This is a genomic window from Flagellimonas lutimaris, assembly GCF_003581615.1.
Lineage (GTDB): Bacteria > Bacteroidota > Bacteroidia > Flavobacteriales > Flavobacteriaceae > Flagellimonas > Flagellimonas lutimaris.
The window spans coordinates 166,244-180,871 of sequence record NZ_QXFH01000070.1 but is presented as its reverse complement, the minus strand read 5'-3'; the positions used below and the strand labels follow the sequence as shown (position 1 = coordinate 180,871).

The window sequence follows — 14,628 nt, the reverse complement described above, 5'->3', positions numbered from 1 at the left end:
AGTTAGAAAACCTAGTCGCGGATTTTAGGATAGGCTTTCCCAATAATTGTTAAGAAAAGCATTTGAGTTAAGATTTTTCTGATCGAATCAACTTGCAATAGAGAACAGCTATGTTTTAATAGTATTTTAATATCAAACCTCTATGATAAGGGAGTGTGATTTTGTATTTTTAGTAATCTGAAAATCTATTTAAAAACAACTATAAGATCATGAGTAAAGAATTGGCAAATGGAGCAGACGAAAGTATGTGCCCATTTTTAAACGGCGAAATGAAGCAAGCTGCCGGTGGAGGAACCTCCAACCGAGATTGGTGGCCCAATATGTTGAATTTGAACATTCTTAGGCAACATTCATCACTTGCAGATCCAATGGATGAAGATTTTGATTATGCAAAGGAATTCAAATCCTTGGACCTAGAAGCGGTCAAGAAGGATTTAGCGGATTTAATGACGGATAGTCAAGATTGGTGGCCTGCGGATTATGGACACTACGGACCATTTTTCATACGTATGGCATGGCACAGTGCTGGTACTTACCGTATCTCGGACGGAAGAGGTGGCGGTGGAACGGGAAACCAACGTTTTGCTCCGTTGAACAGTTGGCCCGATAACGCCAACTTGGACAAAGCAAGATTATTGCTATGGCCTATCAAACAGAAATATGGTAAAAAGATTTCTTGGGCAGACCTTATGATTTTGGCCGGTAATGTGGCTCACGAGAGCATGGGGCTAAAAATGTTTGGCTTTGCAGGAGGCCGTAAAGATATATGGCAGCCCGAAGAAGATATCTACTGGGGCTCTGAAAAAGAATGGTTGGACAATAAGGAACGATACAATCAAGATGGAGAACTTGAGAAACAAATGGGCGCTGCCCATATGGGATTGATATACGTTAACCCAGAAGGACATAATGCCAATCCAGACCCTGTAGAGGCGGCCCACTATATAAGGGAGACCTTCGGTCGAATGGCAATGAATGATTATGAAACTGTAGCTCTTATTGCAGGTGGACATACCTTTGGAAAAACCCACGGTGCCGCTTCCGATGCAGAATACTTGGAGCCAGAACCAGCGGGAGCTCCTATGGAGATGCAAGGTATGGGATGGAAGAATAATTTTGGTACGGGAAAAGGTTCCGACACCATCACCAGTGGTCTGGAAGGGGCTTGGACCGATACACCAACCCAATGGAGCCACACCTACTTGAAAAACTTATTTGGGTATGAATGGGAACTGACAAAGAGCCCAGCAGGAGCCTGGCAATATCAACCCAAGGATGGTGCCGGTGCAGGAACGGTCCCCGATGCTCATGACCCAAGTAAAAAACATGCACCGTTTATGTTGGTGACCGATTTGTCATTGCGCATGGATCCTGATTATGAAAAAATCTCCAGACACTTCTTGGAAAACCCCGAGGAGTTTGCCGATGCCTATGCACGTGCTTGGTATAAACTGACGCACCGTGATATGGGACCTGTTTCTCGATATTTGGGACCAGAAGTGCCAAAGGAAGAACTGATTTGGCAAGACCCGGTTCCTGCGGTAGACCATGATTTGGTCGATGATAAGGATATAGCGGAGTTAAAGGCCAACATTTTGGCTTCTGGTTTGAGTATTTCCGAATTGGTAAGCACAGCTTGGGCCTCAGCTTCCACCTACAGGGATTCTGATAAGCGTGGAGGTGCCAATGGAGCACGCGTACGCTTGGCTCCCCAAAATCAATGGGAAGCGAACAATCCAGAACAATTAAAAAAGGTGTTGGATACCTTGGAGCAAATTAAAGATGAATTCAATAAAGCCCAGTCAGGGAACAAAAGAATATCCTTGGCAGATTTGATTGTACTTGGTGGGTCTGCAGCTATTGAAATGGCTGCAAAAAATGCCGGTAAAAATATTACCGTTCCATTTACTCCAGGTAGAACAGACGCTTCTACTGAACAAACTGATATAGAGGCTTTTGAGGCTTTGGAACCACTAGCCGATGGTTTTAGAAACTTCACAAAAATGATGTTCAGTGTTCCTGCCGAAGAATTGTTGGTGGACAAGGCTCAACTTATGACGTTGACCGCCCCCGAAATGACGGTCCTTGTTGGAGGTATGAGAATGTTGGGAACCAATCAAGATGGCTCCAAAAATGGGGTGTTTACAGATAAATCTGAAACCTTGACCAACGACTTTTTTGTAAATCTTTTGGATTTGGGAACCGAGTGGAAAGATGTTTCTGGTGATGAACAATTATTCGAAGGTAGAGACCGAAAAACTGGCCAAGTAAAATGGACAGGTACTCGGATAGATCTTGTTTTTGGTTCCAACTCCGAACTCCGCGCCATTGCCGAAGTTTATGGATGTGGCGATTCCCAAGATAAATTCTTGAAAGATTTTGTGGCCGCTTGGACCAAAGTAATGAACCTTGATCGCTTTGATTTGGATTAATTAATCCATTCAGAGTAAAAAATAGAAAGGAAAATTAATTTCAAATGCTGCCATGACCAATAAGGTTGTGGCAGTTTTTTTATAACTTTCAAATAGCTATGAAACAAAAAGAGGAACTCTTCAATCAAATACGCAACGGGAGCTCACAATCTGTTGAAAACCTATTGGAAAACAACCCGAATTTTTTGGAGACGAAAGATGAAAGGGGATCCACACCATTATTGTTGGCGGCTTATTATGGGCATGAGGATATTGTAGAACTTCTATTGAGCAAAGGAGCCCAAGTGGATGCTTTGGACGGTTCAGGAAATACTGCTCTAATGGGTGTTTGCTTCAAAGGGTTTACCAGCATTGCACAAAAATTGATCGATGCAGGGGCCAATGTCAGCCAAAAAAATGCCATGGGAGCCACCTGTCTCATCTATGCTGTAACCTTCAATCGTAAAGATATCGCTGAACTTCTCTTAAAAAAAGGTGCGGATGCCTCTGTAAAAGATGCCAGAGGGAAAACTGCAATGGACCTTGTTCTGGAGCAGGGAAATAAAGAAATGGAAGAAATTTTAAAAAAATACTAGATGTCCACAACTTTGAACATTGCCTTGATTCAAACTGATTTGCACTGGGAAGATCCAGTTAGCAACAGGAAAATGTTTGAAGAAAAAATAGGTGGTATTCCCGATAAAGTAGATTTGATAGTATTACCAGAAATGTTTACAACAGGTTTCACAATGAAGCCTCAAAACATTGATATTTCCGAAGGGGATATCACGGTAAAATGGATGCAGCGAATGGCACAAGATTACAGGGTAGCACTTGTTGGAAGTATCATTTTTCAGGAAAATGGCAAATTCTTTAACCGTTTATATTTTATTTCATCAGAAGGAGAAATAGAAACGTATGACAAAAAGCACACTTTTACCTTGGCTGGTGAAGATGAAGTTTACGAAGCAGGCAATGAAAAACTCATTTTTGAATACAAAGGATTCAAAATTTGTCCCATGATTTGTTATGACCTTCGGTTTCCGGTTTGGGCTAGAAATACCGAGGATTACGATTTGTTGATCTATGTGGCCAATTGGCCCAAAAAAAGAATCAATGCTTGGGATACCCTTCTTAAAGCAAGAGCTATAGAAAATATGGCCTATTGTATCGGGGTAAATCGAACAGGAAAGGATGGTTTGGATTTTCAATATCCTGGACATTCCGCAGTTTATGATGTACTGGGCGAGCCATTGGCTTTTTCCAAGGATGAAGAGATTATTTATGCCACTTTAGACAAAAAACATATTGAGTCTACTCGAAAAAAATTAAGGTTTTTGGAAGATCGGGACCGTTTTAGTTTGAAAGGATAAAGGTTTCTTCCTTTTCCCAGTTGGCCCGAATTTCAATAACACCCGGGTAATAGCTTACCTTTTCAGGTTGGATTTTTTCAAGATAGTTACCTGTATCCATCTTGCCATTTCCATTTCCATCCAATACGACACGGGCTATATAGTTGCCCGGATCTAAATTATTGAATTCGAAAATTTGGGATTCAGAAGCAAAAATCTCCCGTTTCACCTCTCCTTTTTCGTTGGTCAATTGCACGATTACGGGAAAGGTTACAGCACCACCCAAAACCATTCTTAGATTACCATAATCAGCAAAACTTCCTGTGGACAAATTGTAGTCCAACGTATCATTTTGTACTCCGAAGAAATCGGTAATGGCCCCTGGTAAAAAGGAAAAGGAATATTTTTGATTGGGCTCCAATTCAAAAGCAAAATCGATTTTGTTTTTCAAGGTGTCCAATTCATAGGTGTAAGTTGCAGGAATGGAATCGCTGATATTCAATGATATATTGCTGGTGTCCAAAGCGACAATCGGCGTGTTGGACAAAACACTAAATGTATCTTCAAAATTAAGTTTTCCGCTAATCGATGCAGTAAGTTTTAGAGAATCTATGGGTAGCTCCCGTATTTTTACTGTAAAAGTGTCTAGAACCTGTGCCTTCTCATTCTGTACTATAAAATTAATGGAATCTAAATCGGTTGGAGTGAACCAGTAATTTAGGGTGTCTTTATCCCGTTCTTTTAATATGGTGGTCTTAACAGAGTCGGGAAGCGAAGTCAGGGTTTCAATATTCATATTCCTATAATCCCCCTGATACCCAAAAATAATTTTATTTTTGGCAACTAAGCTTGGCACAGAAGTTTTATAATTTAACTGTTCCCGAAATAGGTTCAGTAAGTAAATGGAATCCGTTGGAATTATAATGGTATCCTCTATAAACCCAATTTTATCTTGCCCTTGGTCGAACATGTTGTTCTTGTTTACATCTTTTAGGCCAAACAACGCATATTTTCCAGCTTTCAGGTTTCTTAATTCAAAAAGGGGCAAGCTATCTCCTGTATTGGTAATATACAACGGGGGTTCTTTGTATATGGTGGAATCATTATAGGTGCTGTCTAATTCATAGAGCATTACACTTATAAATTCATCTGCTTTTCGGTTAACAGCATCTTTTACTGCACCGGAAACCGTAAGCGAATCAAGATAATCCCCAGTGGAGAACACATAACTTAAAAAGCTATTGGGATTTCCTTCGTTATTGTCCACAATACTTTGTCCAAAATTAATGGTGTAGGTGGTGTTTTCCCGAAGCGTATCTTTTATTACTACCTCAATATACTTGCTGGGTGCCCCCATAGGAGTTATTTCGGCCGGGTTCTTAAATGGAGGCGAAACTACTAACTGGTTTTGCACATCTTCCAACTTGATAAGTTCATCAAAGTAGAGACGTATTTTTTCAGCCTTAAAGTTGGTAGTAAAATTTGCCGGTTCGGCCCTTATCAGTTCTGGGGGTGTAACATCTTTTGGACCACCGCTGGGAGAACCCCGCTTAGCACATTGCCATAGAGCCAATGCCATAAAAGCGAAAAAAAGAAGTCCCAACAATTTTTTTAAGTACACCATGCCTAAAAATAATGTGGAACAAAGAAACAACTTATTTGAAAACTGGAATGCCGCATTAATAAATTTTAACCCTCTGGTACCATGGCCGTACTCAATACCGAAACCTCCACTTCTTTTTGTTGGAGAAGTGTTTGTGGGCACGATTCAATGGTAGCTCCCGTAGTGATGACATCGTCCACCAAAAGCACATGTTTAAACGTTCTCCCATTTGAAGTATTTAGTTTGAAGGCATCTTTTGAACTTTCCCACCGCCATTGTCGGCCTTTTTTGGTCTGGGTCTTTATGTTTTTTACTTTGATCAGCCAATCATCACAATATTCTGCTCCAATATTTTCTGCTATTTTATGGGCAAATTGAGCCACTTGATTGTAGCCCCGTTTTTTTTGTTTTTTGGGATGTAAAGGAACAGGTACCACGACATCAATGTTTTTAAGGTGTTCATCTTCCTTTAAAAGTGCTCCGCACCAGTCACCAAAAAAGCTTCCGATTTGCTCCTGATTTTTGTATTTGAGCCAGTGCAATAAATTTTTTACTAGTCCATTTTTTGAGAAAAAAACAAAAGAAGCAGCTTTTTTAATAGGAATTCTACCATAAAATATACGGCCCACTTCATTTTCTTCCAGATAGTTATGATCGGTGAGTGGCACATCGTGTCGACAAACGGCACACAAAATGTGCTCTTCCCTAAATAATTGCGTATTACATCCAAAACATACCCTTGGCAATAGGATGTTGTTAATCTCGTTTATTATCTTAGCCAACCTTTTTGGTGTCAAATCTTTTACATTATTAGAGTAGACTGTCAACCCCATGAACTCCCAAGATAACAATTTCAACTACAAAATTATCTTTGCCGCAATGGCAGCGGTTATTGTGGGGATTCTTATTGCCTTTTATTACAGCTACGCACAATCCAAAAACCAAATGATTTATTTGGAAGAGGAAAAGGGACTTTTGGTAAAAGATTTAACATTGATGAGAGCTGAGGTTGATCGTTTGTCAGGTTTAAACGAAGTCAACGAAATCGAATTGCAAACTTCTCGCTTCCGAGTACAACAATTGCTCGACTCTGTGGGAAGATTAAACTTTAGCATAACCAAATTGAAGGAGACCAGAAAGGAACTTCGCAAATTGGAAGTGCGCTTTGACAGCCTAAAACTCAAGAACAACTTTCTTCGGTACAACAATAGCTTATTGGCCAGCAAGTACGATGAGACCTTAAAACAGTTGGAAGAACTGCGGGGCAGGGCCAATAATATGCAACAGACAGAATCTTTGCTGCGCGAGACCAATAAGGAACTTACTAGGGAACTCCGAATAAAAAGCTATCTAAAATTGCAGGATGCCGAAGGTAGCGGATTTAGGTTAAGGGCAGGCAGACCCATCAAGACCAATAAGGCTTCAGTAATAGAGAAGTTGAGAGGGTGTGTCACTATTCTAAGTGATCCCAATTCAGATGGAGATATTAAAGTGCTCTATCTTCAGTTTTTGGGCCCAAACATGGCCGTTATCGAGGATAATGCCAGCACTATATCAGTTAGTGGTAACACCTACAGTAAAAGAGTAGAGATTGTATATACTGGAAAGGAAATCAGTATTTGTGATGCTATCACTGTTCCAGAAGGCTCTTTGCCCGAGGGAATTTATACCCTAAATGTCTTTGAAGACGAAAGATTGTTGGCTTCTACTGAATTTCAACTGAAATAGCATACTTCTTTTTGGGTAAAATTCTATTTTTGCCCAATGGCAAATCAGGAAGACATTTTTAAGAAGGTTATCTCCCACGCAAAGGAATACGGATATGTATTTCAATCCAGTGAGATTTATGATGGACTTAGTGCAGTTTACGACTATGGTCAAAACGGAGCTGAGCTAAAGAAGAACATTCGCGAATATTGGTGGAAGGCCATGGTGCAGCTCAACGAGAACATTGTGGGCATCGATGCCGCCATATTTATGCATCCAACTACTTGGAAGGCTTCGGGCCACGTGGATGCCTTTAACGACCCTTTGATTGATAACAAGGATTCCAAAAAAAGATACCGTGCCGACGTTTTAATCGAGGATTATGTCGCCAAGATTGAAGCCAAGATTGAAAAAGAGGTAAAAAAGGCTGCCAAACGATTTGGCGATAGCTTCGACAAAGAACAATTCCTTGCGACCAATAATAGGGTAATAGGCTATCAGGAAAAGGCTGATAGTATCCTAAAACGTATGGGAAAATCTCTCGAGAATGAAGATTTGGCCGATGTAAAAGCCTTGATCGAGGAATTGGAGATTGCATGCCCACTTTCAGGGTCTAAAAACTGGACCGATGTCAAGCAGTTCAACCTAATGTTTGGAACCAAGTTGGGAGCATCTGCCGATAGTGCCATGGACCTGTACCTTCGTCCAGAAACCGCACAAGGTATATTTGTCAACTTTTTGAACGTCCAGAAAACCGGAAGGATGAAGATTCCGTTTGGGATTGCCCAGACAGGTAAAGCCTTCCGTAACGAGATTGTAGCCCGTCAGTTTATCTTCCGTATGAGAGAATTTGAACAGATGGAAATGCAATTCTTTATAAAACCAGGTACCCAAATGGAGTGGTACGAAGCTTGGAAAGAAAAACGTATGAAGTGGCATCTTTCCCTTGGAATGGGTGAAGACAATTACCGTTTCCACGACCATGAAAAATTGGCCCACTACGCCGATGCCGCTGCTGATATCGAATTCAGGTTCCCATTCGGATTCAAGGAGTTGGAGGGAATCCATTCCCGAACCGATTTCGACTTGAGCAAGCATGAGGAATTCTCAGGTAAAAAACTCCAATATTTTGACCATGAGGAAAACAAGAGCTATACTCCTTATGTGTTGGAAACTTCCATAGGATTAGATCGTATGTTCTTGGCGGTGTTCTCCAATTCATTGCAAGAAGAGGAACTTGAAAATGGTTCAACGCGTACTGTACTTAAGATTCCAGCAGTTCTTGCGCCTAACAAGGTAGCTGTACTTCCACTGTTGAAAAGAGATGGTCTTCCTGAAGTTGCCCAAAAATTGGTGGATGAGCTAAAATGGGATTTCAATGTTGATTATGATGAAAAGGATGCCGTAGGTCGTCGTTATCGACGTCAAGATGCGGCAGGAACACCATTCTGTGTCACGGTTGACCATCAAACATTGGAAGACGAAACGGTTACCATTAGGCATAGGGATACTATGGAGCAAAGTCGTGTGAAACTTTCGGAGGTGAAGGATATCATCTCCAAAGAAGTGGATATGCGCTATTGGTTACAGAAAATCTAAGGTTTAGAACAAGCCTGTAATTTCACCGTCATCATTGATGTCGATTCCTTCGGAGGCTGGATGCGCTGGCAATCCGGGCATGCGCATAATGTTACCTGTTATCGGAATCAAAAAACCAGCACCAACGGCAATTTCAATTTCTCGCACCGTAATAATAAAATCCTTGGGTCTGCCCAACAGTTTTGGATTGTCTGACAGGGATTTTTGTGTCTTGGCAATACAAACGGGCAATTGATCTAGACCAAGGTCAGTAATTTTTCTTAAATCAGCTTTGGCTTTGGAGGTGTAATCCACGTATTCTGCACCATAAATTTCGGTAGCGATGGTCGCTATTTTATCTTTCACGGTTGATTTCCAATCATAAAGGGGTTTAAATTCCGAAGCTTTGGATTCTACGGTTTCAATAACTGATTTGGCCAAATCTTCTGCACCTTCACCGCCGTTTTCCCAAACATTGGCAACGGCTACTCGAACACCTTTTGATACCGCTAATGCTTTAATTACCGCTATTTCTTCATCTGTGTCCGAAACAAATTTATTGATGGCAATCACGGGAACCACATTGAATTTTGCAATATTTTCCAAATGCTTCTCCAAATTGGGAAGGCCTTTTTTCAAAGCTTCCACATTGGGTTCTGTCAAGGATTTTAAATCTGCGCCACCATGGTATTTTAAGGCGCGAATGGTAGTGGTAAGCACAACGGCCTTAGGTTTTAAATGGGCACTTTGACATTTGATATCAAAGAATTTTTCAGCTCCCAAATCAAATCCAAATCCAGCTTCCGTAACGGTATAATCGGAATGGGACATACCCATCAAGGTAGCGATTACAGAATTGGTTCCCTGTGCAATATTGGCAAAAGGACCACCATGGATAATGGCAGGGTTCCCTTCTATTGTCTGCACTAGATTGGGCTTTATGGCATCTTTTAGTAAGGCTGCCATGGCACCTTCAGCTTTCAAATCTTTGGCGTATATAGGTTTTTTGTCGTAGGCATACCCCACAAAAATGTTTCCCAATCGCTTTTTTAGGTCGCTCAGGCTTTCGGCCAAGCAAAGTATGGCCATAATTTCGGAAGCCGCCGTAATATCGAAACCGGTTTCCCTAGGCACGCCCGAAGCTGTACCGCCAAGTCCTACGATAATATGGCGCAGAGAACGGTCGTTCATGTCCATAACCCGTTTCCAGCCTATGGTTCTGGGGTCAAGGCGTAAAGAATTGATCTTACTCTGAATATTATTGTCAATAATGGCCGATAATAGGTTGTGCGCCTTTTCGATGGCGGCAAAATCACCTGTAAAATGCAGGTTGATATCCTCCATGGGCAATACTTGGGAATAGCCGCCTCCCGTAGCGCCTCCTTTGATTCCAAAAACAGGTCCCAACGATGGTTCCCTTAAAACCACAGTTGATTTTTTATCCAAACGGTTCAGTCCTTCGGAAAGTCCGATGGACATGGTTGTTTTTCCTTCCCCAGCAGGGGTGGGGGAAATGGCTGATACCAAAATAAGGTTACTTTCTTGAGCTTTTTCTCGATTTATGGCTTTTAACGGAAGTTTTGCCTTGTATTTACCGAACATTTCAATGTTCTCAGGGTCGATTCCAAATTTTTCTGCAATGGTAGAAATGTGTTTCAAAGAAACACCTTTGGCGATTTGTAAATCGGTCATAGTGTAGTTTTTTATGCGCATGGGAAACAAAGGTTTTCCCCAAAAATGATACACAAGATACTATAATTAGAGGAGTAAAACTATGACATATGTAACCCTTGGGAGAACTAATCCACTCTGCGGCCTTGGGTAGTGAAGGAAAGTCCTTGTTGTCCCGATGTTGAAATCATGACACCTTCAAAATAGGGTTTGTGGGAGTTGGGTTTTATAGACCATTGAAAAAGGAAATTGGCCCCTGTTCCACCCGATCGGTCTTTTTCATCAATCACAATTTCTACGGTTTCCATCGGTTTAATGTAGATTGGCTCCTCAAAATAAGTTCTTATGGAATTGCCCTTTGTATCAAAATACTCTGCTTTATTGATGTAAATGGTATCCTTCAGGTTAGTGTTCCGCATACTAATAGTGCTGGTGAGGTTATGTGTTCGGTGTTCCGTTTCACTATAAATTTCGGAATAAACCGAAAGGTAAGACGTCCCATTCAACAAAGAATCTTGTTCAGGGATATTGGCGGTACGATTGCTCCAGTTTATTGGGTCAATGGAACTCACCTCTTTCTTGGTTTTTTCGGCACAGGAAAGAATTAGAAGGGATAAAATAAGAGGAAAAAAAATCTTGGTCATATACTTCGCAATAGGTTAACTAAGATAGGGATTACTTGTCAACCCTTAAGAAATCTACTTTAGTTATTTAATCAATACGCTATGCTTTCTGTTTTTTGAACAGCAAATAGGAATGGGCAACAGGAATCAAAACCATTATGGCAATGCTACCCATAAAAATAATGACATTAATTTTTTCATTAAAGATTAAGCTGCTAAGGATGACTATTAAACCACCAATAAACCAAATTTTACCAGCGAGTTTATGGGTTTCTTTCCAAACACCCTCGCTTTCCAAGCTCCAGGGAGTACGAATACCGATAAAATAATTTGGCTTAATAGTCTTAAAGTAGTTGCCAAATATGATGAAAAGGACTCCACATAACAACAAAACATAATTGGAGTTGGCAAAAGATTGGTTTTTAGCAGTATAAATAATAAACAGCGCCAGAATCGACATAAACGTAGTGATGACCAATTTTAAGGTATCGTATTTCTTTCCCATTTTTTGAATCTGTTTTTTTGGGTCAATATAGGGAACTGCCAAAAAAATCAGGTAGATAAGCAGGGAAGTTAGAACAGGGATTAAGATAAGTTCCGATTTATCTCCGTAGCGGTCTACCTCTCCTTTAATGTTATAATGTAGTGGAACTTCAGCGGGCAGTTGGTTCCAAATATAGGCCAAGTATAAAAAGGGCAATAGCACAATGCCAATCAAGGGTAGTTCCTTTTTTAATTTCATATTTTATTTTTTTAAGGTTAGTATCCAGTTGAGCAAATCTTCCAAAATAGTGGTGTTGAGGGAGTATTCTACAAACTGACCTTTTTTTTCGCTGATGACAAGGTCTGCTTGTTTTAGTATATCCAGATGATGTGAAATACTAGGTTTGGAAATATGGAACCGTTCGGCAATTTCGCCGGCATTCATGTCTTTTTCCTTGAGAAGTTCTACAATTCCTCTTCGGGTTTCATCATTAAGCGCTTTGAACAGTGAGTTCATTTTAATTAGTTATTTAGATAAATATCTAAATATTATTTGATATTTCAAAAATATTAAATTGAGTTATAAGATTTTAATAGGAAGTTCTGGTTAAAGAACCTCGATTGATATACTAAAGATTACTGATACTGCACTCAATAAGGAATCTAATTTATGGTGCAGTTGGTACTTTTCCCTGCTCGTTTAAAATACCCTCCATTTTTAGGTGCGTGATTACCGGTTTTTTGGCCATACGGACCAAGCTTACGTGATCAAAGGCCATAGAGTCCTGTAGGTTTTGACTGCCTCCAGTGGTACCCAAAATAGTATAGCTATGTCCTTTGCGCATTTGGTTTGAAAAGGAGTGGAAATGCCCGTTGATTACGGTGTATTCACGGTTAGTCAATACATCTTCCAAAGGTCCAAGACCTTTTTCGTCTTCACGCATCCAAAGTGGTTTATGCATGAGGACAAAAGTCCATTTTACATTCGGATTAGCTTCCAGTACTTCTGTAAAGTAATCCAATTGGGCTTGGCTCATCCCACCTATCCTACGTTCAGGCATGTTGTAATATTCCGATTCTTCATAGGTGCCTTCAATTTCGCCATCAATGATTTTTAATGCTTTGGCCCGGGCCTTATAGATTTCCATCATACGTTCTTCTTCATAATCTTCGGAATCCATCATCAAAAACAAAACATCTTCATATATAAAATGATAGTAGCGGGGTCCAAAACGGTTTTTCCAGAACTCCCTCATGGTAGGGTTGGTGAGGTCGTGGTTGCCGCCCAAATGAAAGAAAGGCATGTTGAGTTTAGCTGTACGGTCATCAAATGAATCCCATTCTTTGGCAAGTTGTTCTTTATCTTCTGTGCCACCATCTATCAAATCCCCTACACTGAGCACAAAAGTGGGGTCCAACATGTTCAATTGTTGCACTGCTGTGGCATAAACCCCTTCTCTTTCCCCTCCGTTGAGGTCAGAAATAATGGCAAACGTAAAATCGTCTTCTGTGGATTCAAACGTTTCGCTGGTCCAAGGTTTGGGCCCTGTGTTTACATCGTGCACGAACTTTGAGACTTCTTGTTTAACTGTAGGTTCTACGTTTTGTTTACATCCAATTAAGGCCAATAAGGCAAGGAAAAAGAGAACGTTTGTTTTCATTGTTTTTAATTTTTTCTATAATCTAATGCAGGTTTTCTATCACCCAATAAAGCTTCGTATTTAAAATCGGCCCCTCTTCTTTCGTTGAATTCCGCCTTGATTTCTTCTAAAAGCTTTGGGTTTTTGAACAAGTCCATTGCAGATAACGCAATGGTTTTTGCAGCCACCATCATTCCTTTAAAACCAATGTCGGTTCCACCAGCTGCAACGGCTTGCCAACTGTGTGCAGGTGTTCCTGGAACCCAGGTTGCTGTATTGACCGCCCCGGTTGGAGTATTCCAACTAACATCACCAGTATCCGCTGAGGCTTTACCATAAGTAAATTTCATGGGTTGAATTTCACCAGCGCTTTCAATGGGTTTGGGTGCTCCCAAAGTTTTTTGAATTTCTTTGGCGAAGGCTACTTCCTCTTCAGTATAATCTACGCCACCAACAATGGTCATGTTACTATGCATTAACTTTGCAAGTGCTTCATTGGGTAATTTTTCATAAGTACCACCAATAATCTCATAGGTCATTTCGGTTTCGGTCCCAATAGCGGCACCTTCAGCAGCTTTTACCACCCTGTCCCAAACAGCTTTTACCTCTAACCTGTTGGAATGACGTATTACATAATACACTTCGGCCTCCTTGGGAACTATATTTGGCGCATCACCACCTTTGGTGATTACATAGTGAATACGAGTGGGTTCGGTTGTATGTTCACGGAGCATGTTCACCAAATCGTTCATTCCTTCCACGCCATCCAATGCAGAACGACCCAGTTCTGGAGCCATGGCGGCATGGGAAGACTTTCCTGTAAATCGGAACTTACCGGAAATAGTGGCCAGATTGGTACTAGGGTTGGATGCATTCCTATCACCCGCGTGCCAAGAAACGATGGCGTCCACATCATCAAAAAGTCCTGCACGGACCATGTATACTTTTCCTGAACCGCCTTCTTCGGCAGGTGTTCCATAAAAACGTATGGTACCAGATTTGCCAGACTCTTTTAAATAGTCATTGGCAGCAATGGCAGCTGCCATGGAGCCTGTTCCAAACAGGTGGTGGCCACAAGCTTGCCCAGGAGCTCCGGCTACTCTTGCTTTTCTAAAAGGAACGGCATCTTGAGACATGCCGGGAAGGGCGTCAAATTCACCTAGCACTCCAATCACTGGACTTCCTGAACCATAGGTTGCCGTGAATGCTGTTGGGATTCCTGCTACACCTTTTTCAATAGTGAAGCCTTCTTTTTTCAATTCTGATTGAAGTAGGGCCGAGCTGTTTTCTTCCAAATAGCCCAGCTCGGGATTGGTCCAAAGTTCTTTGGCAATTTCTTTGTAGTGATCTTTTTTGGCGTCTAGGTCGGCAATAATCTTTTTCTTGTCTTTTTGTGCGAAGCTAATTGTTGAAATCAGAATAAGGGCTAAACTGAGTATTAGAGGTTTTTTCATTGTAATAGTTGGTTTTGGTTGGTAATCGCAATTGTCTCAAAGATAATACTTAAACCTAAGAAGGCATTGGTTCCGAACCAATCCCTTTGGATTATTGTAAAATCCG

Annotated in this window: 13 protein-coding genes; 5 read left to right on the top strand and 8 right to left on the bottom strand. The window is 40.9% G+C overall.

Going from position 1 to position 14,628, the window contains the following annotated elements:
- Nucleotides 1-209 precede the first annotated feature (209 nt).
- From katG to D2V08_RS05235, 3 genes are all read left to right on the top strand, one after another.
- Nucleotides 210-2,432, top strand: a complete 2,223-nt coding sequence (katG, locus tag D2V08_RS05245) for a catalase/peroxidase HPI (protein ID WP_119607018.1) — start codon at nt 210-212, stop codon at nt 2,430-2,432.
- Nucleotides 2,433-2,530: 98 nt separating this feature from the next.
- The gene (locus D2V08_RS05240; protein WP_119607017.1) at nt 2,531-3,007 is read left to right on the top strand and encodes an ankyrin repeat domain-containing protein; all 477 of its coding nucleotides are present in this window, start codon (nt 2,531-2,533) and stop codon (nt 3,005-3,007) included.
- Complete coding sequence (locus D2V08_RS05235) at nt 3,008-3,784, top strand: nitrilase family protein (RefSeq protein ID WP_119607016.1); 777 nt, start codon at nt 3,008-3,010, stop codon at nt 3,782-3,784.
- Here D2V08_RS05235 and D2V08_RS05230 read toward each other — a convergent pair.
- Together D2V08_RS05230 and D2V08_RS05225 are read right to left on the bottom strand one after the other, a co-directional pair.
- Nucleotides 3,768-5,366, bottom strand: coding sequence for an Ig-like domain-containing domain (locus D2V08_RS05230; RefSeq protein WP_439108270.1), 1,599 nt, complete (start codon nt 5,364-5,366; stop codon nt 3,768-3,770). The two genes, D2V08_RS05235 and D2V08_RS05230, sit on opposite strands and share 17 nt — an antisense overlap.
- Nucleotides 5,367-5,452: 86 nt before the next feature.
- Complete coding sequence (locus tag D2V08_RS05225) at nt 5,453-6,148, bottom strand: ComF family protein (RefSeq protein ID WP_245980512.1); 696 nt, start codon at nt 6,146-6,148, stop codon at nt 5,453-5,455.
- 49 nt (nt 6,149-6,197) lie between these two features.
- On the opposite strand from D2V08_RS05225, the gene D2V08_RS05220 reads away from it, so the two are divergent.
- Both D2V08_RS05220 and D2V08_RS05215 read left to right on the top strand, forming a co-directional pair.
- Nucleotides 6,198-7,094, top strand: coding sequence for a DUF8428 domain-containing protein (locus tag D2V08_RS05220; RefSeq protein WP_119607014.1), 897 nt, complete (start codon nt 6,198-6,200; stop codon nt 7,092-7,094).
- 36 nt (nt 7,095-7,130) lie between these two features.
- Nucleotides 7,131-8,672: a glycine--tRNA ligase gene (locus D2V08_RS05215; RefSeq protein ID WP_119607013.1), complete on the top strand. Its 1,542-nt coding sequence runs from the start codon at nt 7,131-7,133 to the stop codon at nt 8,670-8,672.
- A 3-nt stretch (nt 8,673-8,675) separates the two neighbouring features.
- Here the strand turns inward: D2V08_RS05215 and D2V08_RS05210 are convergent, their stop codons facing one another.
- The 6 genes from D2V08_RS05210 to D2V08_RS05185 form a co-directional block, all read right to left on the bottom strand.
- Nucleotides 8,676-10,343 (bottom strand): formate--tetrahydrofolate ligase, encoded by a 1,668-nt coding sequence (locus D2V08_RS05210; protein WP_119607012.1) that lies wholly within the window; start codon nt 10,341-10,343, stop codon nt 8,676-8,678.
- 107 nt (nt 10,344-10,450) lie between these two features.
- On the bottom strand, nt 10,451-10,966 hold the full coding sequence (locus D2V08_RS05205; protein WP_119607011.1) for a DUF3124 domain-containing protein: 516 nt from the start codon (nt 10,964-10,966) through the stop codon (nt 10,451-10,453).
- A gap of 79 nt (nt 10,967-11,045) precedes the next feature.
- Nucleotides 11,046-11,687, bottom strand: coding sequence for an SdpI family protein (locus tag D2V08_RS05200; protein ID WP_119607010.1), 642 nt, complete (start codon nt 11,685-11,687; stop codon nt 11,046-11,048).
- Between the two features lie 3 nt (nt 11,688-11,690).
- Nucleotides 11,691-11,945 carry an autorepressor SdpR family transcription factor gene (locus D2V08_RS05195; protein WP_119607009.1) on the bottom strand — a complete coding sequence of 85 codons (255 nt, stop codon included), beginning with the start codon at nt 11,943-11,945 and terminating at the stop codon, nt 11,691-11,693.
- 151 nt (nt 11,946-12,096) lie between these two features.
- Complete coding sequence (locus D2V08_RS05190) at nt 12,097-13,089, bottom strand: metallophosphoesterase family protein (protein ID WP_119607008.1); 993 nt, start codon at nt 13,087-13,089, stop codon at nt 12,097-12,099.
- A gap of 5 nt (nt 13,090-13,094) precedes the next feature.
- Complete coding sequence (locus tag D2V08_RS05185) at nt 13,095-14,522, bottom strand: amidohydrolase (protein WP_119607007.1); 1,428 nt, start codon at nt 14,520-14,522, stop codon at nt 13,095-13,097.
- Nucleotides 14,523-14,628 lie beyond the last annotated feature (106 nt).

What these genes read in the sequence shown, in the direction of transcription:
- katG (WP_119607018.1), top strand. Translation starts at nt 210, where the DNA reads ATGAGTAAAGAATTGGCAAATGGAGCAGACGAAAGTATGTGCCCATTT.
- D2V08_RS05240 (WP_119607017.1), top strand. Translation starts at nt 2,531, where the DNA reads ATGAAACAAAAAGAGGAACTCTTCAATCAAATACGCAACGGGAGCTCA.
- D2V08_RS05235 (WP_119607016.1), top strand. Translation starts at nt 3,008, where the DNA reads ATGTCCACAACTTTGAACATTGCCTTGATTCAAACTGATTTGCACTGG.
- D2V08_RS05220 (WP_119607014.1), top strand. Translation starts at nt 6,198, where the DNA reads ATGAACTCCCAAGATAACAATTTCAACTACAAAATTATCTTTGCCGCA.
- D2V08_RS05215 (WP_119607013.1), top strand. Translation starts at nt 7,131, where the DNA reads ATGGCAAATCAGGAAGACATTTTTAAGAAGGTTATCTCCCACGCAAAG.
- D2V08_RS05210 (WP_119607012.1), bottom strand. Translation starts at nt 10,343, where the DNA reads ATGACCGATTTACAAATCGCCAAAGGTGTTTCTTTGAAACACATTTCT.
- D2V08_RS05205 (WP_119607011.1), bottom strand. Translation starts at nt 10,966, where the DNA reads ATGACCAAGATTTTTTTTCCTCTTATTTTATCCCTTCTAATTCTTTCC.
- D2V08_RS05200 (WP_119607010.1), bottom strand. Translation starts at nt 11,687, where the DNA reads ATGAAATTAAAAAAGGAACTACCCTTGATTGGCATTGTGCTATTGCCC.
- D2V08_RS05195 (WP_119607009.1), bottom strand. Translation starts at nt 11,945, where the DNA reads ATGAACTCACTGTTCAAAGCGCTTAATGATGAAACCCGAAGAGGAATT.
- D2V08_RS05190 (WP_119607008.1), bottom strand. Translation starts at nt 13,089, where the DNA reads ATGAAAACAAACGTTCTCTTTTTCCTTGCCTTATTGGCCTTAATTGGA.
- D2V08_RS05185 (WP_119607007.1), bottom strand. Translation starts at nt 14,522, where the DNA reads ATGAAAAAACCTCTAATACTCAGTTTAGCCCTTATTCTGATTTCAACA.